26 protein-coding genes and 1 riboswitch are annotated in these 24883 nt (G+C 74.1%); of the genes, 15 read left to right on the top strand and 11 right to left on the bottom strand.

Translation table 11 applies throughout. The features are described 5' to 3' along the window. Window positions 1-123: 123 nt before the first annotated feature. Genes IG62_RS0110235 through IG62_RS0110245 form a run of 3 tightly spaced genes read left to right on the top strand, consistent with a single transcriptional unit; the run spans window position 124 to window position 3058 of the window. Entirely contained in the window at window positions 124-1191 is a 1068-nt protein-coding gene (locus IG62_RS0110235; RefSeq protein WP_107052941.1) for an ABC transporter substrate-binding protein, read from the top strand. Next, a complete protein-coding gene (locus IG62_RS0110240; RefSeq protein WP_030800087.1) occupies window positions 1188-2273 on the top strand; it encodes a FecCD family ABC transporter permease in 1086 nt (361 codons plus the stop codon). Before IG62_RS0110235 ends, IG62_RS0110240 begins: the two co-directional genes overlap by 4 nt. After that, window positions 2270-3058 (top strand): ABC transporter ATP-binding protein, encoded by a 789-nt coding sequence (locus IG62_RS0110245; RefSeq protein ID WP_030800089.1) that lies wholly within the window; start codon window positions 2270-2272, stop codon window positions 3056-3058. The genes IG62_RS0110240 and IG62_RS0110245 overlap by 4 nt, the downstream gene beginning before the upstream one ends. Window positions 3059-3138: 80 nt before the next feature. Here the strand turns inward: IG62_RS0110245 and IG62_RS0110250 are convergent, their stop codons facing one another. Then, window positions 3139-4113 carry an isocyanide synthase family protein gene (locus IG62_RS0110250; RefSeq protein ID WP_078871909.1) on the bottom strand — a complete coding sequence of 325 codons (975 nt, stop codon included), beginning with the start codon at window positions 4111-4113 and terminating at the stop codon, window positions 3139-3141. Continuing rightward, window positions 4107-5426: a cytochrome P450 family protein gene (locus IG62_RS0110255; protein WP_051797843.1), complete on the bottom strand. Its 1320-nt coding sequence runs from the start codon at window positions 5424-5426 to the stop codon at window positions 4107-4109. Before IG62_RS0110255 ends, IG62_RS0110250 begins: the two co-directional genes overlap by 7 nt. Before the next feature lie 269 nt (window positions 5427-5695). Here IG62_RS0110255 and IG62_RS41550 point away from each other — a divergent pair, with 269 nt between their 5' ends. Genes IG62_RS41550 through IG62_RS41555 form a run of 3 tightly spaced genes read left to right on the top strand, consistent with a single transcriptional unit; the run spans window position 5696 to window position 8780 of the window. Next, window positions 5696-5977 (top strand): hypothetical protein, encoded by a 282-nt coding sequence (locus IG62_RS41550; protein ID WP_037838092.1) that lies wholly within the window; start codon window positions 5696-5698, stop codon window positions 5975-5977. Continuing rightward, window positions 5974-8271 (top strand): heavy metal translocating P-type ATPase, encoded by a 2298-nt coding sequence (locus tag IG62_RS0110265; RefSeq protein WP_037838093.1) that lies wholly within the window; start codon window positions 5974-5976, stop codon window positions 8269-8271. Before IG62_RS41550 ends, IG62_RS0110265 begins: the two co-directional genes overlap by 4 nt. Further along, window positions 8268-8780 carry a copper chaperone PCu(A)C gene (locus IG62_RS41555; RefSeq protein ID WP_051797845.1) on the top strand — a complete coding sequence of 171 codons (513 nt, stop codon included), beginning with the start codon at window positions 8268-8270 and terminating at the stop codon, window positions 8778-8780. The genes IG62_RS0110265 and IG62_RS41555 overlap by 4 nt, the downstream gene beginning before the upstream one ends. A gap of 32 nt (window positions 8781-8812) precedes the next feature. Here IG62_RS41555 and IG62_RS0110275 read toward each other — a convergent pair whose 3' ends face one another. After that, window positions 8813-9406, bottom strand: coding sequence for a sigma-70 family RNA polymerase sigma factor (locus IG62_RS0110275; RefSeq protein WP_030800101.1), 594 nt, complete (start codon window positions 9404-9406; stop codon window positions 8813-8815). 49 nt (window positions 9407-9455) lie between these two features. On the opposite strand from IG62_RS0110275, the gene IG62_RS0110280 reads away from it, so the two are divergent. Beyond that, window positions 9456-9785, top strand: a complete 330-nt coding sequence (locus IG62_RS0110280) for a zf-HC2 domain-containing protein (protein ID WP_063755346.1) — start codon at window positions 9456-9458, stop codon at window positions 9783-9785. Between the two features lie 184 nt (window positions 9786-9969). Here the strand turns inward: IG62_RS0110280 and IG62_RS0110285 are convergent, their stop codons facing one another. Next, entirely contained in the window at window positions 9970-10725 is a 756-nt protein-coding gene (locus IG62_RS0110285; protein WP_030800106.1) for a hypothetical protein, read from the bottom strand. A 169-nt stretch (window positions 10726-10894) separates the two neighbouring features. Here IG62_RS0110285 and IG62_RS0110290 point away from each other — a divergent pair, with 169 nt between their 5' ends. Further along, a complete protein-coding gene (locus tag IG62_RS0110290; RefSeq protein WP_234326366.1) occupies window positions 10895-11866 on the top strand; it encodes a virginiamycin B lyase in 972 nt (323 codons plus the stop codon). A gap of 72 nt (window positions 11867-11938) precedes the next feature. On the opposite strand, the gene IG62_RS0110295 is transcribed toward IG62_RS0110290, so the two are convergent. After that, window positions 11939-12154, bottom strand: a complete 216-nt coding sequence (locus IG62_RS0110295) for a ferredoxin (protein WP_030800111.1) — start codon at window positions 12152-12154, stop codon at window positions 11939-11941. A gap of 8 nt (window positions 12155-12162) precedes the next feature. Further along, complete coding sequence (locus IG62_RS0110300) at window positions 12163-13353, bottom strand: cytochrome P450 (protein WP_030800113.1); 1191 nt, start codon at window positions 13351-13353, stop codon at window positions 12163-12165. A 117-nt stretch (window positions 13354-13470) separates the two neighbouring features. Between IG62_RS0110300 and IG62_RS0110305 the strand changes: the two genes are divergently transcribed. The 3 genes from IG62_RS0110305 to dacB all read left to right on the top strand — a co-directional run bounded on the left by IG62_RS0110305 (window position 13471) and on the right by dacB (window position 16502). Further along, window positions 13471-14076, top strand: coding sequence for a TetR/AcrR family transcriptional regulator (locus IG62_RS0110305; RefSeq protein ID WP_030800115.1), 606 nt, complete (start codon window positions 13471-13473; stop codon window positions 14074-14076). A 258-nt stretch (window positions 14077-14334) separates the two neighbouring features. After that, complete coding sequence (locus IG62_RS47110; protein WP_158795012.1) at window positions 14335-14763, top strand: hypothetical protein; 429 nt, start codon at window positions 14335-14337, stop codon at window positions 14761-14763. 101 nt (window positions 14764-14864) lie between these two features. Continuing rightward, on the top strand, window positions 14865-16502 hold the full coding sequence (dacB, locus tag IG62_RS0110320; protein WP_030800119.1) for a D-alanyl-D-alanine carboxypeptidase/D-alanyl-D-alanine-endopeptidase: 1638 nt from the start codon (window positions 14865-14867) through the stop codon (window positions 16500-16502). Window positions 16503-16531: 29 nt separating this feature from the next. On the opposite strand, the gene IG62_RS0110325 is transcribed toward dacB, so the two are convergent. Beyond that, the gene (locus tag IG62_RS0110325; protein WP_030800124.1) at window positions 16532-16951 is read right to left on the bottom strand and encodes a PPOX class F420-dependent oxidoreductase; all 420 of its coding nucleotides are present in this window, start codon (window positions 16949-16951) and stop codon (window positions 16532-16534) included. Window positions 16952-17127: 176 nt separating this feature from the next. Between IG62_RS0110325 and IG62_RS0110330 the strand changes: the two genes are divergently transcribed. After that, window positions 17128-17907: an SDR family oxidoreductase gene (locus IG62_RS0110330; protein WP_078871910.1), complete on the top strand. Its 780-nt coding sequence runs from the start codon at window positions 17128-17130 to the stop codon at window positions 17905-17907. 83 nt (window positions 17908-17990) lie between these two features. On the opposite strand, the gene IG62_RS0110335 is transcribed toward IG62_RS0110330, so the two are convergent. Continuing rightward, window positions 17991-18308: a hypothetical protein gene (locus IG62_RS0110335; protein WP_030800131.1), complete on the bottom strand. Its 318-nt coding sequence runs from the start codon at window positions 18306-18308 to the stop codon at window positions 17991-17993. A gap of 162 nt (window positions 18309-18470) precedes the next feature. On the opposite strand from IG62_RS0110335, the gene IG62_RS43145 reads away from it, so the two are divergent. Together IG62_RS43145 and IG62_RS0110345 are read left to right on the top strand one after the other, a co-directional pair. After that, window positions 18471-19625: a hypothetical protein gene (locus IG62_RS43145; protein WP_158795013.1), complete on the top strand. Its 1155-nt coding sequence runs from the start codon at window positions 18471-18473 to the stop codon at window positions 19623-19625. Window positions 19626-19688: 63 nt separating this feature from the next. Continuing rightward, window positions 19689-19776, top strand: a riboswitch (ZMP/ZTP riboswitch). 21 nt (window positions 19777-19797) lie between these two features. Next, window positions 19798-20652 (top strand): bifunctional 5,10-methylenetetrahydrofolate dehydrogenase/5,10-methenyltetrahydrofolate cyclohydrolase, encoded by an 855-nt coding sequence (locus tag IG62_RS0110345; protein WP_030800136.1) that lies wholly within the window; start codon window positions 19798-19800, stop codon window positions 20650-20652. A gap of 120 nt (window positions 20653-20772) precedes the next feature. Here IG62_RS0110345 and IG62_RS0110350 read toward each other — a convergent pair whose 3' ends face one another. From IG62_RS0110350 to IG62_RS0110360, 3 genes are all read right to left on the bottom strand, one after another. After that, window positions 20773-22191 carry an aldehyde dehydrogenase family protein gene (locus IG62_RS0110350; RefSeq protein WP_030800137.1) on the bottom strand — a complete coding sequence of 473 codons (1419 nt, stop codon included), beginning with the start codon at window positions 22189-22191 and terminating at the stop codon, window positions 20773-20775. A gap of 92 nt (window positions 22192-22283) precedes the next feature. Further along, window positions 22284-23447 carry an NAD(P)/FAD-dependent oxidoreductase gene (locus IG62_RS0110355; RefSeq protein WP_030800139.1) on the bottom strand — a complete coding sequence of 388 codons (1164 nt, stop codon included), beginning with the start codon at window positions 23445-23447 and terminating at the stop codon, window positions 22284-22286. Next, window positions 23444-23764, bottom strand: coding sequence for a bifunctional 3-phenylpropionate/cinnamic acid dioxygenase ferredoxin subunit (locus IG62_RS0110360; protein WP_030411057.1), 321 nt, complete (start codon window positions 23762-23764; stop codon window positions 23444-23446). Before IG62_RS0110360 ends, IG62_RS0110355 begins: the two co-directional genes overlap by 4 nt. 168 nt (window positions 23765-23932) lie before the next feature. Between IG62_RS0110360 and IG62_RS0110365 the strand changes: the two genes are divergently transcribed. Further along, window positions 23933-24736, top strand: a complete 804-nt coding sequence (locus tag IG62_RS0110365; protein ID WP_030800142.1) for an IclR family transcriptional regulator — start codon at window positions 23933-23935, stop codon at window positions 24734-24736. The last annotated feature ends 147 nt before the right edge of the window (window positions 24737-24883 follow it).

The raw sequence follows: 24883 nt of genomic DNA on the forward strand, positions 1-24883 counted from the left end.
CGACGCGAAAAGCACCCGCACCTCCGGAACCGCACCCCGAAACCGGCCGACTACCTGTGCCGGGCCGTGTCCACGGCCCCCCGGCCGGGCGGACCGGCCGCGGAAGCGTAGGGGAGAAGCACCATGCGTCCTGGGAAGTTGTGCGGTCTGGCCGTGGTGGTGGCACTGAGCGCCACCGCGTGCGCCGGCGGGGGAGCGGATACCGGCCCGGACACCGCCGCCCGGGGCGGCGCCGGTTTCCCGGTGCGGATCGCCGACTGCAAGGGCACCAGGACCACCTTCACCGCCCCGCCGCGCAGAATCGTCACCAGCAATGCCTCCGCCCTGGAGATGCTGCTCCGGCTGGGCGCCGGCGACCGCGTCATCGGCACCGGCTTCCCCCCGGGCAAGGGCACCCTGCCCGCGGACCTCGACGCCCGCGCCCGCAAGGTGCCCGTCCTCGGCAAGCACCTCATCGCCAAGGAGAAACTGCTCGGCTCGGGAGCCGACCTCTACATCGACACCTTCGCCTCGATGGGCCACATGGGCGGCGCCGGGGACGCACCCACCGACGACGAGTTCGCGGCGGCCGGCATCAAGCACCTCTACCTCGCCTCCACCGCCTGCGCGCCCATGGCGAAGCAGCCGCAGCGGGACCTCTCCGGGGTGGAGGGCGACATCCGGCGGCTCGGCGCGGTCACCGGTACGGCCGACCGCGCCGAGCAGCTCGTCGCGGGCATGCGGGCCAAGGTCGCCGCCGTGCGGAAGGCCGTCGGCACCGTCCCCGAGCGGCAGCGGCCGACGTACTTCTTCTTCGACTACGACGCCGGCACCAAACAGCCCCTCGCGGTCTGCCGCAAGCAGGTCGCCCACGCCGTCCTCACGCAGGCCGGCGCCCGCAACGTCTTCGCCGGCTGCGACGGCGACTTCCGCCCCGTCTCCTGGGAGGACGTGGTCGCCAAGGACCCGGACTGGATCCAGCTCGGGGTGCGCAACCGGGGGGACGCCGCGGCCACCGCCCGCGCCTTCGACGACGCGGCGGCGTTCCTGAAGAGCTTCCCCGCCACCAAGGGACTGACCGCGGTGAAGAAGGGGCACTTCCTGCGGATCGGTTCGGAGCGGACCACGATCGCCGGGGTCGGCACCGCCGACACGGTCGAGGAGATCGCGCACACGCTCTACCCGGAACGGTTCAAGGGGGCCCGCCGGTGACACCCGTCCTCGCCGACGCCCCCGGCCGGACGGAAGCCGACGACCGGACCGCGCGCCGGACCCCGCGCGCCGGGCTGCTCGCCCTCCTCCTGGGCGTCACCTTGCTGGCGGCCCTGACCGCCGCGGTCTCCGTCGGCGCCACCGCCATCCCGCCGGCGGAGGTCTGGTCGGTGGTCCTCCGGCGCCTGGGCGGCGCACAGCCCAGGCCGGGCACCGACGACCTCATCGTCTGGCAACTGCGCGTGCCCCGGGCCCTGTTGGCCGCCCTGGTGGGCGCCGGCCTGGGTCTCGTGGGAACCGCGACCCAGGCGCTGGTCCGCAACCCGCTGGCCGACCCGTACCTGCTGGGCATCTCCAACGGCGCCTCGCTCGGCGCGGTCGCCGCGATCGTGCTGGGCGCGAGCACCGGCGGACTGCTCGGCCTGGGGCTGTCCGCGGCCGCCTTCGCCGGCGCACTGGCCGCGTTCGCGCTGGTGTGGTGCCTGGCCCGGCGCGGCGGCGGATTCTCGCCGCTGCGGCTGGTGCTGGCCGGAGTGGGCGTCGGCCAGTTCCTCTCCGGGTTCACCAGCTACCTGGTCCTGCAGGCCGGCGACGAGCAGCAGACCCGCAGTGTGCTGTTCTGGCTGATGGGCAGCCTCAGCGGGGCCACCTGGAGCCTGCTGGCGCTGCCGGTGCTCGCCGTCGCGGCCGGGCTGCTGGCCCTCCAGGCCCGGGCCCGCGCCATGAACGCCCTGCTCATGGGCGACGAGACCGCCGCCGGCGTGGGCGTGCCGGTGACCCGGCTGCGCCGCGAACTGTTCGTGGTCACCAGCCTGCTGACCGGCGTCCTGGTCGCGGTCTCCGGCGCGGTCGGCTTCGTCGGCCTGATGGTGCCGCACCTGTGCCGGCTGGTCATCGGCGGCGACCACCGCCGGTTGCTGCCGCTGTCCGCGCTGACCGGGGCGCTGCTGCTGGTCGTGGTGGACCTGGTGTGCCGTACGGCCATGGACACCCAGGAACTGCCGGTCGGGGTGGTCACCGCGCTGATCGGCGCGCCCGCCCTGCTGTTCGTGCTGGACCGGCGGACGGCGGCCGACCGGTGAACATCGCGATCGAGGACCTGCACGTCGGCTACGCGGGCCACAACGTCGTCGCCGGGGTCCACCTGATGGCCGCCTCCGGCGAGATCGCCGGACTCGTCGGACCCAACGGCAGCGGCAAGTCCACCGTCCTCGGGACCGTCTACCGCCATCTGCGGCCCACCGCCGGACGCGTCCTGCTGGCCGGCACCGACCTGCGCACGCTCACCCCCGGCCGGGCCGCACGGCAGGTCGCCGCGCTGCCCCAGGAGCGCGGCAGCGACTTCGAACTGACCGTCCGCGAGGTCGTGATGATGGGGCGGACACCCTACAAACGGGCCTTCGCCGGGGATGACGGCGAGGACCGGGAACGGGTGGCGCACGCGCTGGCCGCCGTCGGACTCGCCGGGCAGGAGGCCCGGAGGTTCTCCGCCCTCTCCGGCGGCGAACGCCAACGCGCCCTGCTGGCCCGGGCGTTCGCCCAGGATCCGCAGGTGCTGGTGCTGGACGAACCCACCAACCACCTCGACATCCGCCACCAGGTCGAACTGCTCACCCTGCTGCGTGACCGCCGCCGCACCACGCTGATCTCGCTGCACGACCTCAATGCCGCCGCCTCCCTCTGCGACCGGCTGCACGTGCTGCACGGCGGGCGGGTGGTGGCCTCCGGCACCCCGCGCGCGGTGCTCACCCCGGACCTGCTGGCCGAGGTCTTCGGCGTACGGGCCGCGGTGACCGAACACCCCCTCACCGGAGACCTGTTGATCGCCTACGACCACCGGGCGCCGCTGCCCGCGGAGCGCGGCTGACGGGGAAGCGGCGACGAACGGGGGACGGACGCACGGGGGGCCGAAGGGGGAGGGCGGCCTCGACCGCCCTCCCCCGGCGCTCACCCCGCCGCCACGAAGTGGCTCGGCCGGCCGTCCCGCAGCACCGGCCGCCCGAGCCGCTCGGCCTCCGCCCGGTGCCGCAACTCCCGCCTGCCGTCCGGGTGTTCCAGCACGCACGAGTGCCAGGGCGTCAGCCAGACGTCCGGCGCCGCCAGCAGCCGGATCCCGAACTTCGCCGAGCCGCGCGGCTGCGGATGGATCGAGAGCCGGACCGCGCCCGGGTGATGGCGGGCGACCAGCTCGCCCCAGGCACGGCTGCGCCGCATCACGCCGTACGCGCGCCGGCGGCAGTCGCGCTGCAGGGCCGAACGGGTGCCGGAGAACGCGGCGGTGTCCTCGAAGAGGAACCGGGTGGTGCCCTGGTACAGCCGGCGGGTCGGCTCGTGGCTGCGGGTCTGTGCGCGCAGCGCCTCCAGCGTGGGGGCGTGCCGTTCGTCGACCAGCGCCCGCAGGGCGTCGTACGACAGCCCGGGTCCGTACACCGCCCGCAGGTCGAACACGTCCAGCCGGGTCAGCCCCTCCGCCCGGATCAGGGCGCGCAGCGCGTCGCCGTAGGCGTCGACGGTGCGGTCGGGGACGTGGATGAGGTCGCTGAAGACATGCCCGTCGGAGCAGACGATCACCCGCGCGCCGGGCGGGTGGACGGCCTCGATCCGGGCGCAGAGCGCGTCCAGGAAGCGCAGGGCCAGCCGCTCGCCCTCGTCGGGGAGCGGGCCGAGCACCTTGGCCGGGTTCGGCGACTTGCAGGGGAAGCCCGGGAGGGTGAACACGATCGGTTTGCCCGCCGCCACCGGGCCCATGAGCTGCCGGTGCTGCTCGGGGAACGCCTCCGGCCCGTCCCCGCCCGCGGCGTCCAGCGTCCGCCGGTACGGCAGGAGAACGGCGAGCACCGCCGCGCACACCGCCCCGGGGTCGGCGGGCGGCGGGACGGCGGCGGGGCGGGCGGGCAGCAAACCGTCGGGGTGGGTCAGCACGCGGCGGCCGCCCCGCCCGCGAACCGCCCCGCGGTGAACGGGCAACCGCCCCCGGAGGCCGCCCCGCCGGCATGCCCGCCGGCGGCCTCGCCGGCCCCGTAGGCCACCGGCAGCCGGTCGACGCCCCGCGCCAACACCGCCGGAATCCAGGAGAGTTGGTCGTCCGAGGTGGCGAGCCGGAGCCCGGGGAGCCGTCGGAGCAGCGTCTCCAGGGCGATCCCGAGCTCGATCCGGGCGAGCGCGGCACCGGGGCAGAAGTGGATGCCGTGGCCGAAGGCCAGATGCGACCGGGGGGAGCGGTCGAGGTCGAGGCGGTCGGCGTCGGCGAACCGGCGCGGGTCCCGGTTCGCCGCGCACAGCGACACGATGACCGAGTCGCCGGCCGGCACCCTGGTCCCGTGCAGATCGGCGTCCTCGGCGAAGAACCGCCAGGTCGTCAGCTCGAAGGCACTGTCGTACCGCAGCAGTTCCTCGACCGCACGCGGCAGCAGCTCCGGACGGGCGGCCAGCTCGGCGAGCTGCCGCGGATGGCGCAGCAGGGCGACCAGGGCCGTGGTGATCTGGTTCGTGACCGGTTCCTGCCCGGCCACCAGCAGCTGGAAGATCATCGAATCCAGCTCCGCCGGCTCGATCCGGCCGTCGTCGCACGCGGCCACCAGCCGGGACAGCAGATCCCCGCCCCGCTCCCGGCGCTTGTACGCGACCAGACCGGCGATGTACCGCTGCAGCCCGCGCAGCCGCGCCTCGTACGCCGGCCGGCCCGGGTCCGTGGGACCCACCGGCTGGACCACCTTCCCCCAGTCCCGGTCGAAGCCGCTCGCCAACTCCTCCGGCAGGCCGATCACTTCGGCGAGCACCTGGAAGGGGAAGCGGGCCGCGAAGGTCTCGACGAGGTCCGTGGTGCCGCTCTCCGGCAGCCCGTCGAGCAGGGCCTCGGCCCGCTCCTGGAAACGGGGCCGGAGCGCCTCGACGCGCGACGGGGCGAAAGTGTCGCTGAGCAGCCGGCGCAGCACGGTGTGCCGGGGCGGGTCCTGGTGCAGCAGATGCACCTGGAGCTGGGAGTGCTGCGGCTCGGGCATGATCGAGGCGCGAGCCCGCCACGCCGCGTTGCCCCGGGAGTGGTGTTTGCCCAACCGCGCATCGGTCAGCGCCTGATGGGCGGCCTCGTACCCGGTGACGAGCCAGGCGCACACCCCGCTGGGGAACCGCACCCGGTGCACCGGACCGCGCTCCCGCAGCTCGGCGTAGAGCGGATACGGATCTCGGGTGTATTCCGCCCCGTAGAGCTCGACGGGCTCGGGCAATCTGGACATGGGTGTTCCTCCACGGCACTGACCGGTGACCGCCGCGCGCGTACCGCACGGCGTGGGAGAGGTCGGTCACCGAGCCCGTCGAGTTCCCGCCGTACCCCGACGAATCCGGCGGAGGCGGGGAGCGGGCGAGGGCGAACGAGGGTGCGCGCAAACCCAGTTAGTCGGCCGGCGACGCCCTCGGGTTCCGGTGCCGGGACAGGAGGAACCTCACGTGCCAAACGCCCCCCGATCGGTCGCTCCACCCCGCGTCCACCTGCCACGATGACGCGATGTCCCGTTCTCCGGCCGACCGCCGTCGGCCCCCGCACCGCACCACCGCCGCCCGCTTGCTGCCCGCCCGGCCGGTGCTCGGATTCATCGCCCTGCTGGCCGTCCTCTTCGCGCTGTCCTACGCGGCCGGCACGCTCGCCGGCCCGGTCGCCCCGGGTCTGCGCCCGGCCGGCGGCACCCCCGGCGGCGACCAGGCTCCCGACGACCACGGGGACATGGGCGGTATGCCCGGGATGGGCGCCCCCGCGCCCCGCCCGCTCCTCGTGGGGGCACCGCGATGACCGACCGTACGACCACCCTCACCATCGGCGGGATGACCTGCGCCGCCTGCGTGGGCCGGGTCGAGCGGAAACTCGGCCGGCTGGACGGCGTCGCGGCCTCGGTCAACCTGGCGACCGGCCGGGCCACCGTCCAGCACCCGGACGCGGTGTCCGTCGACGACCTCATCACCACCGTCGAGGCGGCCGGTTTCACCGCGCAGCCACCGGAACCGGAGGCGCCGCGCCCCCCGGACGGCGAGCACCGGCCGACGACGGCGGACGCCGACACCCCCGGCGCCCGCCACCGGCTGCTGGTCACCGCCCTGCTCGCGGTGCCCGTCCTGGTCCTGTCGATGGTCCCCGGCTGGCAGTTCCGCCACTGGCAGTGGCTGTGCTTCGTGCTCGCCGCCCCGGTCGCCGTCTGGGGCGCCGCCCCCTTCCACGCCCGTGCGCTGCGCGGACTACGGCACGGCGCCGCGACCATGGACACCCTGGTCTCGCTCGGCGTCGCCGCGTCCTTCGGCTGGTCGGCGTGGGCGCTGTTCCTCGGCGGAGCGGGCGCGCCCGGCATGACGATGCCCTTCAGTCTGCTGCCCGCCGCGGGTGACGGCAGTGCGCACCTCTACCTCGAAGCCGCCGTCGGCGTACCGCTGTTCGTGCTGGCCGGACGGCACATGGAGGCCAGGGCCCGACGCGGCACCGGCGCCGCGCTGCGGGCGCTGGCCGAACTCGCCGCCAAGGACGTCGCCGTACGGGTGGCGGGGGAGGAGCGGCGCATCCCGGTGGAGCAACTGCGGGCCGGCGACCGCTTCCTGGTCCGGCCCGGGGAGCGGATCGCCACCGACGGCACCGTCGTCGAGGGCGGTTCCGCCCTGGACCTGGCCCTGATCACCGGCGAGAGCCGCCCGGTCGAGGTCGGCCCGGGCTCGACGGTGGTCGGGGGCGCGGTCAACTCCGGCGGGCTGCTGGAGGTACGGGCCGACGCGGTCGGCGCCGACACCCAGCTCGCCCGGATCACCCGGCTCGTCGAGGACGCCCAGACCGGCAAGACCCGGATCCAGCGGCTGGCCGACGCGGTGGCCGCGGTCTTCGTCCCCGCGGTGCTGACCGTCTCGGTCAGCGTCCTGGGCTTCTGGCTCGGCGCCGGGGCCGAACCGCAGGCCGCGGTCACCGCCGCGGTCGCCGTCCTCGTCGTGGCCTGTCCGTGCGCCCTGGGCCTGGCCACCCCGACCGCCCTGCTCGCGGCCACCGGCCGCGGCGCCCAGCTCGGCATCCTGGTCCGCGGCCCGCAGGCGCTGGAACGGCTGCGCCGGATCGACACCGTCGTCCTCGACAAGACCGGCACCCTGACCACCGGCCGGATGACCGTCACCGCCGTCACCGCCCGCACCGGCGGCCTCGGCCCGGACACCGCGCTGCGGCTGGCGGCCGGCGTCGAACAGGGCTCGGAACACCCGCTGGCCCGCGCCGTCACCGCCCGCGCCCGCGACACCGGCCAACCCCTGCCCGACGTCCGCGAGTTCACCGCCCTGCCCGGCCACGGCGTACGCGGCACCACGGACGGGCACCGGGTGGAGGTCGCCCGGCCCGGCGACCCGGCCGGGCTGCCGGCCCCGCTCCCGGACGCGGTACGCGACGCCGAAACCGCCGGCCACACCGCCGTCCAGGTCACCGTCGACGGCACCCCCGAGGCCGTCCTCGCCGTCGGCGACGCGCTGCGCCCCGACAGCTACCGCGCCGTCGACCACCTGCGCCGGCTGGGCCTGCGCCCGGTCCTGGCCACCGGCGACCGCGCCGCCACCGCCCGCGCGGTCGCCGGCCACCTCGCCATCACCGAACTGCACGCCGACGTGACGCCCGAGGACAAGGCCGCCCTCGTCACGACCCTCCAGCAGCAGGGCGCCCGGGTCGCGGTGGTCGGCGACGGCGTCAACGACGCGGCCGCCCTGGCCCTGGCCGACCTCGGCATCGCCATGGGTAGCGGCACCGACGCCGCGATCGGCGCCGCGGACGTCACCCTCGTCCGCGAGGACCTCCAGGCCGTCGCCGACGCGGTGCGCCTGGCCCGGCGCACCCTGGGCACCATCCGGGCCAACCTCGTCTGGGCCTTCGGCTACAACCTGGTCACCGTGCCGCTCGCCGCCGTCGGCCTGCTCAACCCGATGCTCGCCGCCGCCGCGATGTCCGCCAGTTCCCTGCTCGTCGTCGGCAACAGCCTCCGGCTGCGCGCCTGGCAGCCCGGCGGCGGACCGGCCCGGCCGGGCCGCGGCGGCACCGGACGCCGCACCACCACCGCACACCGGGAGACCGCATGACACGGCTGCCCGCGGCCACCGTCGCCGTACCGCTGCTCACCTGCCTGGCGACCCTCGGCGCCCTCACCGCCTGGACGGCGGCGGGCCGGGCCGGCACCCCGGCCCGGACGGCGGTCACCGACGGCCGGGTACTGGTCCCCTCCGGCCCCGAGGCCACCGCCGCGTTCGTCACCGTCCGCAACACCGGCGGCGCGGACGACGTGCTGACCGGCGTCACCGGCCCCGACGGGCACCGGGCGATGCTCGGCCGCTCCGTCGACATCGGCCACAACGCCCGCAGCATGGCCATGGTCCCCACCGCCGCCGTCCCGGCCGGCGGCACCCTGCGGATGACGCCGACCACCCTGGACATCATGATCAGCCCGCCGCCGCGGCTCACGCCCGGCGACCGGCTCACCCTCACCCTGCACTTCCGCGACAGCCCCCCGCGGACCGTACGGGCCACCGCCGTACGCCCCGGTGAACTCCGCACGGACGGGGGCCCGGGGACCGGCCGCGCCCGTCCCTGAGCCCCCTCGGCGTGGCGGGCGCGGCCCGGCCCTCAGGCCACCGCGCCCGCGAGCGCACCCGGCCGTTCGGCCGGCTCCGGCCGTTCCGCCTCCGCCAGCAGCGCCACCAGCGTCTCCCGGGCCCTCGCCACCCGGGACCGTACGGTCCCGACCGGGCAGCCCATCACCCCGGCGGCCGCCGCATACGGCAGCCCCAGCACCTGGGTGAGCAGGAACGCCTCCCGCCGCTCCGGCGCCAGCGCCGCCAGCAGCCCGGTCAGCGCGATGCCCTCGTCGAAGCCGGGCACCCCGCGCGGCTGCACCCGCTCGGCCGCCGCCTGCCAGTCGTCGGTCGCGGCCAGCCGGGGCCGCACCGCATGCGACCGGAACCGGTCCGCCACCACCCGCCGGGCGATGGTCAGCAGCCAGGTCCGGGCCGACGACCGGCCCTCGAACCGCGGCAGGCTGCGCAGCGCCCGCACATAGGTGTCCTGCACCAGGTCGTCGGTGGCCTGCGGATCGCCGCTGAGATGCGTCACATAGCGCCGCACGTCGAGCTGGGTGGCCCGGACGAACTGCTCGACGGCCCGCTCGTCACCGGTCCGGGCGGCCAGCGCCCAGCCGGTCACCGCCTCGTCATCCCGCATTCCGCGACCGCCCCTCGCCGCCGGTCCGTGCTTCGGAGAGGATGGCGGTATGCACTGCGCGCCCCTCCGTACGGCCCTCTCCGCCCGTCTCGACGGGGAGGAGCTGCCACCCGGCCTGACGCCCCGCCTGCTCGACGAGCATCTCGCCGGCTGCGCCGACTGCCGGCGCTTCGAGGCACGGGCCCGTGCCCTGTCGGTGCGGGTCGCGCACGCGAGCGCGGCGGCGGGGGGCGACCCGACGACCGTCGAGGCGCTGCTCGCCGGACTGCGGTCGCGGCCCGTACGGCCGGACGGGACCGCACGCGCACAGGAGGAGGGGGCGGTCGGGGCCCCACGCGCCCACGAGGAGGGCGATACCGGAGGAGCGGCCGCGGGCTGAGGCCGCCTGGGCGCCCCGTGCGGCGGCCATGGACACGGGCGGCGTCGCCACCGGCATCCGGACACGATTGATCATCTGGAGTCCTTCGCATGACCCGGTCCCCGCACGCGGCGGTGACCGGTGAAGTCGGAGCGGGGACATGGGCGCCCGGCGCCCGTCCCGGCTCGGGAATTCGACCGTGCTGTCAGCGGACAGCCGGCTCATGCGGCGGACCCCGCAGCGACATCGCGTGGGCCAGCAGGAGCGTGCGCACGGCCCGGCGCGGCTCCTGACGCGCGGCACGTACGGCGGGCGGCGCGTCGGGCAGCACACTCCGCAGCACCAGCGCCAGCGGCGCGAACAAACGGGCCGACACGCTCCGGACGAGACGGAAAGCGGCCCGCTCACCGCCCCACAGCCACCAGGCGCTGAGCAGCGCCACGAGGAGGTGGGCCGCCAGCATGCCGGCCGCACTGCCGTGCGCCGCACCGCCCGGATGCGCCATCCCCGCCATGCCCGGCATGCCCGCCATCCCGGCCATGTCGTGCGTCCCGCCGGACATCCCGGGCACCGCGGCCATCTGGCGGTGCATCAGCCGCATCATCTCCGCGGTATCGCCCCCGGAGGCCGGCAGCCCGTCGGCGCCGCACAGCAAACTGGCGGCCCACTGCCGGACCAGCGGCAGCTGCCCTCTTCCGGAACCGGCCATCGCCTGGCCGAGGGAGAAGGCGCTGTGCAGGGCGGCCTGGGTGCCGACGGTCAGCAGGCCGACGAGCAGCGGTCCGCGCTCCCGGCCCGCGACGCACCAGGCGCCGGCCGTGGTGGCCGCGCCGGCGGTGAGCAGCATCCACCCGGGCACCGCCGTACCGGACATCACCGAGTGGCCCAGCGCGGCGAGCAGCACGCAGACCACGGCGAACACCGCGGCCCGAAGCCCCCTGAGTACCTGCCCCGCAACCATGACGGGCCCATCGTCGCACCCCGCCTTCGACGGGGAACGCCTGGGTCAGTGTTGTGACGCACCGTCAGAATCCTGACTGGGCCCGCTTCTCGAAATGCCTTGCCGGGCGGGCCGGTTCATGGCATTCTGCTGTTAACGCAACTGAAGTAGCAGTAAGTACTAGGCAGTCATGAGCAGCAACAGGAGACCTGTGCCCCGGCGTTCCACCCCCAGCCCTCACCTCCCCGCCTCCTCCCTCACCCGGGTATCGGTCGCCGCCTCGGTCTCCGACGCCGCCGCCGGTCCGTACGCGATCGCCGCCGGCCCCGATGGTGCGCTGTGGTTCACGCTGGTCCACGCGGGCCGGATCGGGCGGCTGACGCCCGACGGCCGGCTCGACCAGTACGCCCTCGACGCGCCGGATTGCGGACCGTCGCTCATCGCGCCCGGACCCGACGGCGCCCTGTGGTTCACCCGGGCCCGGGACCACCGGATCGGGCGGATCACGGTCACCGGCGAGGCCACGTCGTTCGCCGTACCCACCCCGGACAGCGGCCCGTTCGGCATCGCGGCCGCGTCCGACGGCGCGCTGTGGTTCACGCAGATGCACAGCGACCGCATAGGCCGCCTCACCCCGGACGACGGCCGGGTGACCGAGTTCCCGCTGCCGGTGACCGGGGCGTTCCCGTCGATGCTCGTCGCCGGGCCGGACGAGGCGCTGTGGTTCACGCTCCATCAGGCCAACGCCATCGGCCGGATCGGCCTCGACGGTGCGATCACCCTCCACCCGCTGCCGACCGAGGCCGCCGGACCGGTCGGCATCACCTGCGGTACGGACGGCGCCCTCTGGTTCGTCGAGATCGGTGCGGGGCAGATCGGCCGCATCACGACGGACGGCAGGATCGAGGAGTTCCCCCTCCCGGACCGCGCGGCCCGGCCCCATGCCATCACCGCCGGCCCCGCGGGCGGCTGCTGGTTCACCGAATGGGCCGCCGGCCGCATCGGCCACATCACCCCGGACGGCCGCATCCGGGAGTACGACCTGCCGGACCGCCGGGCGGAGCCGCACGGCCTGGCCTTCGGGCCCGACGGCGCGCTCTATGTGGCCCTGGAAACCGGGCAGATAGCCCGGATCGAGCCGAGGCACACACCGGCCGTCTGAGCATCGTCCGTACGGTCCGGTGGGGCGCGGTCACCGGCCGTGCCCCACCGCTGCCGTCCGGCGGCCGCCGCCTCAGGGGCGCGGGCCGAGGGCCTCTCCGGCGGTCCGTACGGTGATCGCCATGGCGGGGCAGACGTCGGCCGCGTCGAGGGCGCGTTCGTCCTCCTCGATCCGGTCGCGCAGCGGCCGGGCGTGCGCACCGTCGAGGGCGAAGAGGTCCGGTGCGATGGCGGCGCACGAGCCCGAGGCCATGCACAGCTGCGGATCGATCTCGATCTCCCACGTCATCGGCGCACTCACCACCCCACCGGCAGGACCCGGGGGCCGCGCACCAGCATCTGGGTCTTCCACTCGACATCGCCGGCGACATGGAGCCCGGGGAAGCGGGTGATCAGGGCGCCGATCGCTTCCTGGAGTTCCAGCCGGGCCAGCGGTGCACCGAGGCAGTGGTGGACGCCGTGCCCGAAGCCGAGGTGCTGGTTGCCGGTCCGGGTGATGTTCAGCGTGCCGGGCGCGTCGAAGCGCAGCGCGTCGCGGTTGGCGGCGCCGACCGCGACCAGCACGGGTGTGCCGGCCCGCACCAGCGTGCCGCCGACTTCGATGTCCTCCGTGGCATAGCGGGCCTGGCCGGCGCCGCTGCCGAGCGGGACGAACCGGAGTAACTCCTCGACGGCGCCGCCGATCAGCTCGGGCCGCTCGCGCAGCAGAGCCAGCTGGTCCGGGTGGTCCAGCAGCGCCAGCACGAAGTTGGGGATCTGGGTGGCGGTGGTCTCGTGCCCGGCGACCAGGATCCCGATGCACAGGTCGACGAGTTCCAGCTCCGAGAGCCGGTCGCCGGTGTCCCGGGCGTCGATCAGCGCGGTCATCAGGTCGTCCCGCGGAGCGCGCCGGTGCTCCTCGATCAACTGCCGCATGTAGGAGCGGAGTTCCTCCTGGTTGGCGTCGAACTCCTCGGCCGTCAGCGAGCTGGTCGACAGCGCGGCATCGCTCCACACCCGGAACTTCGGGCGGTCCTGCTCCGGTACGCCGAGCAGGCGGCAGATCACCGCGACGGGGATGGGCAGCGCATAGCGGTCCACGAGGTCGGCCGGCGGCCCGGCGGCCTCCAGCCCGTCGAGCAGTTCGCGGGTCAACTCCTTGACCTGCGGCCGGAGTTTCTCGACCTGACGGACCGTGAAGGCCTTAGCGACCAGGGTGCGCAGCCGGGTGTGGTCCGGCGGGTCCATGCCCAGGATGCCGCTGTCCCGACGGCCCTCGGACTGCCGGGGCTCGTCGTGCTTGGCGCTCTCCGCACGGCTGAAACGCTGATCGCCGAGGACGAACCGGGCGTCCGCGTAACGGGTGACGAGCCAGGCCGGTTCACCGTAGGCCAGCTGTACCTTCAGCAGCCCCGGGCGGTCGCGGACCTGCTCGTACGCGTCCGAGAGGTCGAGGCTCTCGGCGACATTGAAGGGGTAGGAAAGGGGTGCTGTGTCGGCTGTGGTCAAGGTGACCTCCCTTGTGTAAGCACCTGCTTACACAAGGTATGCCGCTCCCCCGGAGCGGTCAACGACGCATCGGCGCCGTCATCGTGACGGGCCGACGGAGAGGAGCGTGACACGACGATGGGGGAGACCTCCCAGCACGGCACGGACGGCACCTGCCGCCGGGACGCCCAGGGCACCCGGCGGCGTCTGCTGGACGCCGCGGCGGAGCTGTTCGCGGAGCGGGGGTACGAGCGGGCGACGGTACGGGACATCGCGGCCCGCGCGGGTGCCAACCAGGCCCTGCTGTTCCGGTACTTCGGCACGAAGAAGGCGCTGTTCGGCGAGGTGATGGCGCGCGGCGGACAGGAACAGCTGCGGACCACCCCCGCCGACCGGCTGTTCGAGGTCGCGCTGCGCGGCATGCTCGCCGGCGGCGGCGGGCCGGGCGCCGACCGTTCCCTGGAGGTGTGCCTGCGCTCCATCGGCGGCAGCGACGAGATCGCGGACGCGCTGCGCGGCCTGGGGGAGGAGTACGCCGAGGTGCTGGCCTCCCTCTCGGCGTCCGACGACGGCGGGCTGCGCGGCGATCTGGCGCTGTCCTGGCTGCTGGGCATCGGTCTGATGCGGGTGGTGGTCGGTAAGGAGCCGCTGGCGAGCGCCGACCCCGACACGGTCTGCACGCTCGCCGTCGGAACACTGCGGCACCTGCTGGAGCACCTGCCGGCTGACGGGGCGACGGACTGACGGGGCGACGGGCTGACGGGGCGACGGACCGAAGGGGGAGGCGCGCGGGAGGAGGCGGGGGGTGAGATCGCGGCTGCGAGGGTGCGGAGGGGAGGATGCGCGCCCGGAAGGCACCCGAAGCTGTACGTATCGTTTGCCCCATTTTGTACGGCGTTCCGGTGATTCCTCGGCGAGTCGCAAGTCAAGGGGTAAAACCCTCCTTATCGTCGCGTATGCAGAGAATATTCATTTTCTGCAGAGTCGAGTGAAGGTGGAAACATGCTCCGTTCGATCCCTCGCGGCCTCGCAGTGGCCGGCCTGACCGCGGCTGCCCTCGTGGTACCGACGGCCGGCGCCGCCACCGCCATGACAGCGCCCCCCAGCAGCACCCAGAGCCCCCTGTGCTCCTCGCAGCGCTGCGACGAGGGCCACCACGGCAACCGGCACCACAACCGACACCACGGCGGCCACAAGGGTGTCCACAAGGGCGGCCACAAGGGCAAGGGCCGCCTCGGGCACGGCGGCCACGACGGCTACGACGGCTACGGCCGCGACGGCCGCCGCGACGGCTACGGCTACGGCCACAACGACGGGTACGACGGCTTCGACCGTGGCTACGGCCGCGACGGATACGGCCGCGACGGTTACGGCCGCGACGGTTACGGCCGCGGCGGCCTGCTGGGCCTCGGCCTGCTCGGGCTCCTCTGACCCCCGTCAGGCAGTCACGCGCAGGAGGCCCGGGAAACACACCTCCCGGGCCTCCCGCATGCTCAACCGGCGGCGGTCCGCGCCCTGTCCACGGAGTCTGCATGTCACCATCCGCCATCCGCAGCAGGAACCGCCGGCGCACCCTCGTCGCCACGGCCCTCCTGCTGTCCGCCGGTATCGTCCTCACCGGTCTCGTCCGGGAGACACCGCCGACGCCCACCGGCACTGCCACCGGCGCGGCCACCGGCGCCCCCGCCGACCAGAGCGGCCTCGACCCGCGTACCGCCGCCGTCCTGCGCAAACCCGCCTACCGGCACGCCCAGTGGGGCCTCTTCCAGCAGGACCCGCGCACCGGCAGGGTGATCCGGTCCCGCTACGCCGACCAGTTCTTCCTGCCCGGATCCACCGCCAAGCTCTTCAGCGTCAGCGGCGCCTGGCACACCCTCGGCAGCGGCCACCGCTTCGTCACCCCGGTGTACGCCGTCGGACAGCGCCGCAACGGCACCCTCAGGGGCGACCTCGACCTGGTCGCCCAGGGCGATCTGACCCTCGGCGGCCGGACCCGCAAGAACGGCACCGTCGCCTACACCACCGTCGACCACACCTACGCCAACGACATCCCCGGAGCCACGCTCACCCCGCAGAACCCGCTGGCCGGCCTCGACCAACTCGCCCGCCAGGTACGGGCGGCGGGCATCCGGCGGGTCGTCGGCGACGTGGTCATCGACCCGCGGCTGTTCCGCCCCGACCCCGCACTCGACCCCGTGCCCACCCCGCTCATCGTCAACGACAACGTCATCGACCTGCTGACCACCCCCGGCAGCGGCCCGGGTGCCCCCGCCGGCCTGGAGGTGCGCCCCAAGGTCGCGCCCTACCGGGTCACCTCCGCCGTCCGTACCGTCGCGGCCGGCCGGCCCGCCGCCATCAACGTCACGACCTCCCCCGACGGCACCCGCATCCGGCTGACCGGCACCATCGCCGCCGGCTCCGCGCCCGTCCTGCGCATCGCCCCCGTCAAGGACCCCAACGCCTTCGGCCGCACCGCCCTGATCGAGGCGCTGGCCCGGGCCGGCGTACGGGTCACCGCGCCGGCCGTCGGCCCCAACCCGGCCGCCCGGCTGCCAAGTTCCTACCGGGGCGCCACCACGGTGGCCCGCTACACCTCCCCGCCCTACGCCGAGTACGCCGAACTCATCCTCAAGGTCAGCCACAACCTCGGCGCGAACCTCGCGATCTGCCTGATGGCCACCCACACGGGGAGCACCGACTGCCAGGACGGGTTCCCCGTGCTCGCCGCGTTCCTCGACCGGGCCGGGGTCGACCGCCGGGCCGTCCAGCTCGCCGACGGCCGGGGCGGCGATCCGGCCGACCGGACCACCCCCCGCGCCCTGGCCCGGATCCTGACGTACTGGCAGCGCACCCCCGAGGCGCGGCGCTTCCGCGAGGCGCTGCCCGTCCTGGGCGTCGACGGCTCCCTCGCGGACAACTGCCGGCACTGCCCCACCCGCGGCAAGGTCTTCGCCAAGACCGGGACCGTGGCCGGCGCCGACGACCTCAACAACCGGATCGCCGTGGGCGCCGACACCATCGCCGGCTACCTGGACCGCGGCAAGGGCCGGTTCGACGTCTTCTTCGCCGGCGTCAACGGCGCCTCGGCACCGGACATCAACGGCGTCCTGGCCATCGGCGACGACGTAGCCACCGTCGCCGCCCGGCTCCAGCAGCAGCGCACCGGCTGACGGCCGGACCCACCGGACCGGCCGCGCCCTCAACCGGCCTGGCTGCTGTCCTTCAGGCTGCCCCAGCCGTGCCAGCGCTCGACCTCGATCCAGGCACTGACCCGGCGCCGGTCCCGCTGCGGATACGGCTTGCCCAGATAGCGCTGCGCCAGCCGGTCGATGTCGGTCAGGTGCTCGTCGTCCCGGAGCTCGGCCACCCGCCCGATCAGGGTCAGATGGGTGTACCAGTTGCCCTCGTCGAGCACGGTCAGCGACACCCGCGGATCGTCGCGCAGGTGCTGGAGCCGCTTGCGGCCCTCGTCCATGTTGACCAGCACCCGGCCGTCGTCCCAGAGGTACCAGGTCGCGGTGGACACCGGCTGGCCGTCGGACCGCAGGGTGGTGATCACCGAGGGGTTGGGCTTGGCCAGCATCGTGGTGGCGGACGCGGGAAGCGGTGGTTTCGACATCTGAGCCCTCATCAGTTCGTGGTGGCTGCCGTCCCGGATGCCGTGCGGCGGCGCTCCGGCTCCTGGCCGCATCATGACGTGAGCGGAGAGGAATGTTCCGGAGGCGGGCGGCGTTCGGATTCCTGATCATGCGTCTGCCCGGTCCGGGCCCGGACCCGATGAGGAAAGGACCGCCCATGCCGCTCCCCTCCACCACCCCCGGCGCCGCACCGCCGCCCCCGGGAGAGCCGCCGCGGGGCGACGAGCTGCGCGGCCGGATCGTCGTCCTCATCGGCGGCGCCAGCGGCATCGGGCTGCGCGTCGCCCACCAGGCCGTCGCGGCCGGCGCCCGGGTCGTCCTCGGCGGCCGTACGCCCGACAAGCTCGCGGCCGCGGCCGACGCGCTCGGCGACGCCGCCGACTGGCACCCGGTCGAGGTGACCGACCCCGGTTCCGTCGCCGCCTTCTTCGGCCCGCTCGACCGCGTCGACCACGTCTTCACCACCGCCGCGGACTATCGCGTCGGCCCGATGCGGGAGCTCAGCGACGAGGACGCGGCGAGCCCCTTCACCTCCAAGTTCTGGGGCCAGTACCACGTCGCCAAGCACGCGGCGCCGCTGCTGTCCCAGGACGGCTCGGTGGTGCTGATGTCCGGCGCCGCGGGCGCCCGGCCGCCGGCGCCCGCCCCCGCCTACGCCGCGTGCAACGCCGCGATCGAGGGACTCGCCCGGGGCCTGGCCGTCGAACTCGCCCCGGTCCGCGTCAACGTCGTCTCACCCGGCACCGTCGACGGCAACCTGTGGGCCGGGCGCCCGGCCCAGGACCGCGAGGCCGCCTTCGCGCAGTACCGCAGGGACACCTTGCTGCACCGGCTCGGCACCGAGGACGAGATCGCGCACGCGGTGCTGTTCCTCTTCACCAACCGCTACATGACCGGCTCGACGCTCTACCCGGACGGGGGCTACACCCTGCGGTGAGGCCCGGCGGCCGCGCGGAGACCGGCGTCAACACCGCGGATCGCTCGCGCGGTCCGCCCGCCCGGCGTCCCGCCCGCGGTGGCTCAGGCGTCCTGGTGCGCGGACCGGGCCGCCGGCACCGCCCGCCGGGGCGGCAGCACGTCCGGCGCACGATGGGGCCGCAGCGCGGTGAGCGCGGTCTCGGTCTCCTCCATCAGGGCCCGGTAGGAGACCAGCCGCTGCCACTCAGGATCGGCGACTCCGGGTACCGTGGCCGCGCGCTCCGTCCACAGGCGCACCAGCGCCGCGTAGACGGGGGTCTGCCGGGCGATTTCCGCGGTGATCCAGCGTGGCGTGGCCGCGGGACGGGGGAGAAACGTGTGACCGTGACCTGCGACGGTGCCGGAGGTGGGGGCGCTCATGGCCGTAGAAACGATTCTTCCGGCCTGGGGTCACTGCGTATTTTTGCGGCTGCCCGCACAGGAGTCCCGGAGGCATGGGGTTAAACCCCTCGAATATCACCTCATGCAGTGATCTATGTCCGGGAAGCGGTCCAATCCGGACGAAAGAACGTTGTCGCTGTCATGGAACCGAGGGAGTTGTGGGAGCGCCACGCGGTACTCGCACAGGCGTTTTGCAGCAGCGATGACGAGGTCCGCCGGACGCAGGGACTCCTCGACGAGGCCGAGGCCCGCCGGTCCCGGACCCTGGCCGCCTTCGCCGTGACCGTCGGCAGCGACGCGGTGGTGGCCGACCTGCTCGGCCTGGACGAGCGCGAAGTGCGGCTGGCCCGCCGCACGGTGGGCAAGGACGACGCCCGCGCGGTCGCCAAGAGCCTGCTCGCCGAACAGACCCCGGCGCGGGAGCAGACCACGGTACGCGAGCCGTCCCCCGCCCAGCCGGCCGCCGCGCCGACCGTCACCCGGCCCGCACCGGCACCGGCCGCCACGGACCGCCCCGCGGCGGACCGGCCCGCGCCCACCGGGGCCACGCCCGGCAGCACCGCCGGACAGACCGGCGCGTCCCCGGTCACCCACGACCCGGCCTGGGCGCCGGCCCTCGACGCGGTCCTGATGACCAGCTGGCACACCGGGGTCGACCTCACCGCACTCGCCACCGAACTCGGCCTGGACGTACGGCTCTTGGTCGCCCGCGCCCAGCAACTGTCCACGGAGACCCGCCCCGCCCCGCCCGCGCCGCCCGACCGCACCGGCCGGCACCGGAGAATGGCCACCCTCCAGCCCTCCTCGCCGACCGATACCGGCCCGACCGCCTGGCGCGAACGCGCCGACCGGCCCGCGTGGGACCAGTACGAACACGACACCTGGAAACAGCAGCCGTACCAGCAGTACCAGTCCTACGCGACGGCCCACCCCCACCACGCCCAGTACACCGCCTCGGCCACGTCCACCGGCTACCACCAATACGCCACCCACCAGCAGCAGAATCACCACAGCCACCAGGCCCACCAGCACCCCCACGACACCCAGACCACCCAGACCGTTCAGACCCTCCAGAACGGTCAGCACCTCCAGCACGGGCACGAGCACTACGCCGGATACCAGGACGTCCAGGAGTACCCCGGGTATGAACCCCCGCCTGCGCCCTCCGCGCCCCCCACCTGGGACGCCAACGCCATCACCGCCGCCCAGCACGACTGGGACGGCATCCTCAGCCAGTGGGAGGCCACCACCCCCACCACCCCGCCGCTGTCCGCACCGGGGCACGGAGCCACCTGACCCGCCCGCCCTCCGCGCCCCCGCGGTCCCTCACCCGTACGGGTGGGCCGTCGTCTAGAGTGGACGCCGGGCCGTGACTGGCGCTTGGGTGGAGTACCACCGGGGAGCGGCCCGGCCACCACGGCCACTGCCGCGCGCCTGGGCGATCCACGACGACGCCCAGGAGTACCCGATGTCCCCGACCGCCCGCCTCATGGACGGCACCGCACTGGCCCGACGGATCGTCGAGCAGGCCGCCGGGCGCGCCGCCGCCCTCACCGAGCAGACCGGCCAGGCCCCCTGCCTGGCGACCGTCCTGGTGGGGGAGGACCCCGCCTCGGTGACCTACGTCCGGATGAAGCGCAACCGCTGCGAGAAGGCCGGCATCCGCTCCCGCCACGTGGCCCTGCCCGCCACCACCACGACCGGCGAACTGGTCGACACCCTCACCGCGCTCTCCCAGGACCCCGGGGTGCACGGCATCCTCCTCCAGCACCCGGTCGGCCCGCACATCGACGAGCGCGCCGCCTTCGAGGCCATCGCCCCCGAGAAGGACGTCGACGGCGTCACCTACCACTCCTTCGCCACCATGAGCTTCGGCGCCGAGGGCTTCGCCTCCTGCACGCCCGGCGGAATCCTCCGGCTGCTCGACCACTACGGCGTCGAGCTGGCCGGCAAGCACGCCGTCGTGGTCGGCCGCAGCGCGATCCTCGGCAAGCCGGTCGGGATGCTGCTGCTCGGCCGCAACGCCACCGTCACGTACTGCCACTCCCGCACCACCGACCTCGCCGCCCTCACCCGCCAGGCCGACGTCCTGATCGCCGCGGTCGGCCGGCCCCGCCTCCTCACCGCCGACCACATCAAGCCCGGCGCGGTCGTCATCGACGCCGGCTACAACCCGGGCAACGTCGGCGACGTCGACTTCGACTCGGCCGCCACCCGCGCCTCCCTGATCACCCCGGTCCCCGGCGGCGTCGGCCCCATGACCATCGCCACCCTCCTCACCCAGACCGTCGACGCCGCCACCCGCCAGCTCAAGGGCGCCTGACCGCGGGACCTCCCCGGGCCGGTCCGCCCGGCCGGAGGTGCTCCTGGAACCGCCTGCCTCGCAGTCGCCCACGGGCGCTCCGTGCGTGGTACGAGGCAGGCGTTCGCCCGGTCAACGGTCCTACAGCTGGAGCGACTTCGTCTGCAGGAATTCCCTCAGACCGTGCGTGCCGAGTTCTCGTCCGACGCCTGATCGCCGGTATCCGCCGAAGGGGGCGAGGGGGTTGTACGCGCCGCCGTTGACGGTCACCTGGCCACACTGCATCGCGCGCGCGAAGGCGATCGCCCGTTGCCGATCGGCCGCCCAGACGGACCCCGCGAGACCGTAGTCGGAGTCATTGGCGATGCGCAGGGCGTCCTCCTCGTCCTCGTATCTCATGAACGCGAGCACGGGGCCGAAGATCTCTTCCCGCGCGATGCTCATGTCGGGAGTGACGTCGGCGAAGACGGTAGGACGGATGTAGAAGCCCTTGTCGCGGCCTTCAGGAACCTCGGGGCCACCCGCGGCAAGACGGGCGCCTTCCGCCAGGCCCCTGCGGATGTGGTCGCGAACCCTGTCCCGCTGGGCGCCGCTGGCCACCGGACCCAGGCGGCAATCGGGATCGGCCGGATCACCGGGACGGTAGGCGGCGATTTCCTTGACGGCGATGCGCACCGCCTCTTCGTAGTCATCGGCACACACCAGCGTGCGCGTCAAGGCGTTGCAGGACTGCCCGGCGTTGCGCATGACGTCGGCGACGTTGGCGCGGACGGCCTGGGCGAGGTCGGCTCCGGGGAGGATGACATTGGCGGACTTCCCGCCGAGCTCAAGAGCGACGGGTTTCACCGCGGCGCCGGCAACGGACCCGATGTGCTTGCCGACAGCCGTGGAACCGGTGAACGAGATCATGTCGACCCCGGGGTGGCGCACCAGTGCCTCCCCGGCTTCCGGGCCCGTGCCGGTGACGAGGTTGAAGACTCCCGCGGGGAAGCCCGCGGCCGCGACGCACTCGGTGAACATCTGGGCCGACAGCGGGGTCAGTTCCGCGGGTTTCAGCACGACCGTGCAGCCGGCGGCGAGTGCGGGCACGACCTTGCAGACGATCTGGTGCAGCGGGTAGTTCCACGGGGTGATGGCGCCGACGACTCCGACGGGCTCCAGCAGCACAAGGGAGTTGCCCACCTGCTCCTCGAAGGCGAAGTCGGCCACCAAGTCGGCGTGCAGGCGCGTCACGGTGACGGGAAGACCGGCCTGCACCCTCCGGGAGAAGCCGATGGTGGTACCCACCTCGGCGGTGATGAGCGCGGCCATGTCGTCCTGCCGGGCGGTGAGTTCGTCGGACAACGCGGCCAGTAAAGCGGCACGGCGGCCGGGGGCGGTGGCCGCCCAGCCGGGAAGGGCCGCTCGGGCCGCGTCGACCGCGGCGTCGACGTCGGCCGCGGAACCGGCCGGAACGGTCCCGATGACCTGCTCGTCGGCGGGGTTGACGACCTCGATGGAATCCGTTCCGACCGCAGGTCGCCAGCGTCCTTGGATGAACACCTCGTCGTGCGCGATCACAGGCCTGCTCCTCCATACGTCACGGTTGGTAGGGGAAACCTAACCTCGTGTGCCACAGGCGCACCAGCGTGACCAGGGAGTCCGCGCCGGTGTCACAGGGGCTGGGCGGCGCGGGCGAGTTCGCGGCGGTGTCGCATGAAGGGGCGGGGGCGGTTGAGGGCGAGCACCGCGGTGGTGCGGCCGTCGCGTTCGTAGCAGGCGAGGAAGCTGCGGTCGTCGGGGGAGCCTTCGAGGATCCGCGGGGTGTCATGGGGTCCGCGGCGGCCGGCGAACTGGAGGCGGACGCCGTACTGGTCGGACCAGAAGTAGGGGAGGGCCTGGTGGGTGGTGACCGTACGGCCGGCGAGGAGGTTCCGGGCGGCGACCGTGGCCTGTTCGGTCGCGCTGGTCCAGTGCTCGGCCCGGACGCCGGCCACCCTGGCGACGTCGCCGACCGCGACGACGTTGGGCAGCGCGGTGACGCAGCCGGCGTCGCAGACCACGCCGTCGTCGAGGGGCAGTGTGGACGAGGCGAGCCAGTCGGTGTGTGGTCGGACGCCGATGCCGACCACCACCACGTCGGCGGGCAGGTGGCGGCCGTCGGCCAGTTCGACCGACGTGACGCGGGGGTCGGCGCCGGCGCCGTGCAGGCCGGCCACGCCCGTGCCGGTCAGCAGGGTGACGCCGTGGGCCGCGTGCAGCGCGGTGCAGAGCCGGGCCATCTGCTCGCCGAGTTGCGGCAGGAGCGGGAGCGGGGCGGCCTCGACCACGGTGACGTCATGGCCGAGCGCGGCGCAGGAGGAGGCGACCTCGGCCCCGATGAATCCGGCGCCGATGACGACGACGCGGACCGGGCCCCGGGTCAGGTCGGCGCGCAGCGCGCGGGCGTCGTCGAGGGTGCGCAGGGTGTGGGTTCCGGCGGGCGCCGGGCCGGGGAGGCGGCGCGGGCCGGCGCCGGTGGCCAGGACGACGCCGTCGGTGGTCAGCGGCCGGCCATGATCCAGCAGTACCGCGCCGGCGGCGGTGTCCAGGCCGGTGGCCCGGGTGCCGAGCAGCCACTCGGCGTCGAGTTCGGCGGTCTCCTCGGCGTCGGTCAGGGCGAGTGGGTCCTGGCCGGTGGTGCCGGTGAGGAAGTCCTTGGACAGCGGCGGCCGGTCGTAGGGGCGGTGGTGCTCGTCCCCGACGATGACCAGCCGGCCGTCGAACCCCTCGGCGCGCAGGGCCCGGGCGGTGTACAGGCCCGCCAGTGAGGCCCCGATGACAGCGACCGACTTCATGCGGCGGTGCCCTCCTCGGCGACGTGGTGCACGTAGATCATGCCGTCCTCGACGGTCACCGGATGGGTCCGCACGGCCCGGCGGGCGGGCAGGCAGGTGGGCGCACCGGTGCGGAGATCGAATGAAGCCGCGTGCAATGGGCATTCGACCAGACACCCCTCCAGCCAGCCGTCGGCGAGCGAGGCGTCCTGGTGGGTGCAGGTGTCGTCGATGGCGTACAGCTGCCCGTCGGCGTTGAAGACGGCGATCGGAGGTGCGGTGTCGATGCGTACGGACTCGCCTGCGGGCAGGTCGGCCAGGTGGCAGACAGGAATCACAGGACCCCCCTGTTACTCTTCGGTATCATCGAGTTTCGCGTTGCGCACGATGGAGCGCTATGCGCAACAGAATCCAGACCGGGGACGGGCGCGTCAAGCGCCTCCCGGAATTGCCGACCGTTCAGATTCGGACCCGCGACCGGGTGGCCAGGTGGTGAGAACCAACACATGACGGACATCGTGGAGGGGCGGACGGACGGCAGGCCGCCGAAGGGACCCGCCAGCGCCGTGCAGTCGGTGGACCGCGCGGTGACCGTTCTGGAGATCCTCGCCCGGCACGGCGAGGCCGGGGTGACCGAGGTCGCCGACGAACTCGGCGTCCACAAATCGACCGCGTTCCGGCTGCTCGGCGTGCTGGAGAGCCGCGGCCTGGTCGGCCAGGAGCAGGAGCGCGGCAAGTACTTCCTCGCGGCCGGAGTGCTGCGGCTGGCCGGCGCCGCCGCCGTCCGGCTGGACATCTCCCAGGAGGGCGCGGCGGTCTGCCGGCAACTGGCCGACGAACTCGGGGAGACCGTCAACATCGCGGTGCTGGAGAGCGACGCCGCGGTGAACATCATGCAGGCCCGCGGCCCGGCCTCGGTCACCGCGCAGAACTGGCTCGGCCGGCGCACGCCGCTGCACGCCACCTCCAGCGGCAAGGCGCTGCTGGCCTACCAGCCGGCACCGGTCCAGGACGCCGTCCTCGGCCGGAAACTGCCGCGGCTCACCGAGCGCACGGTCACCTCGGCCGAGGAACTGCGCCGCGAGCTCAAGGAAGTCGTCGAACGCGGTTTCGCGACGGCGGTCGAGGAACTGGAGCTGGGGCTGCGCGCGGTCGCGGCACCGGTGCGCGCGCACGACGGCTCGGTGATCGGGGCGATCAGCGTGTCCGTGCCCGCGTACCGGCTGGACGACGAGCGGCTGCCCGAGGTCGTCAAGGGCACCGTCTCCGCGGCCGAGGAGCTCTCCCGCCGTATGGGGTACGCCTGTTGAGCCACTGACGGGCAGATCACGGCGGCGGGGCCGGGGCACACAGCTCCGGCCCCGCCGCCGTGTCCGGACGCCGGATGAGCCATTTACGAACAGCTGGCCCGCACCCCTTGACGGTGCCGAGACGGCCTTCCCACTATGTCTCTCATC

The sequence above is a fragment of the Streptomyces sp. NRRL S-337 genome, from assembly GCF_000720175.1.
In the GTDB taxonomy this organism is placed as follows: domain Bacteria; phylum Actinomycetota; class Actinomycetes; order Streptomycetales; family Streptomycetaceae; genus Streptomyces; species Streptomyces siderophoricus.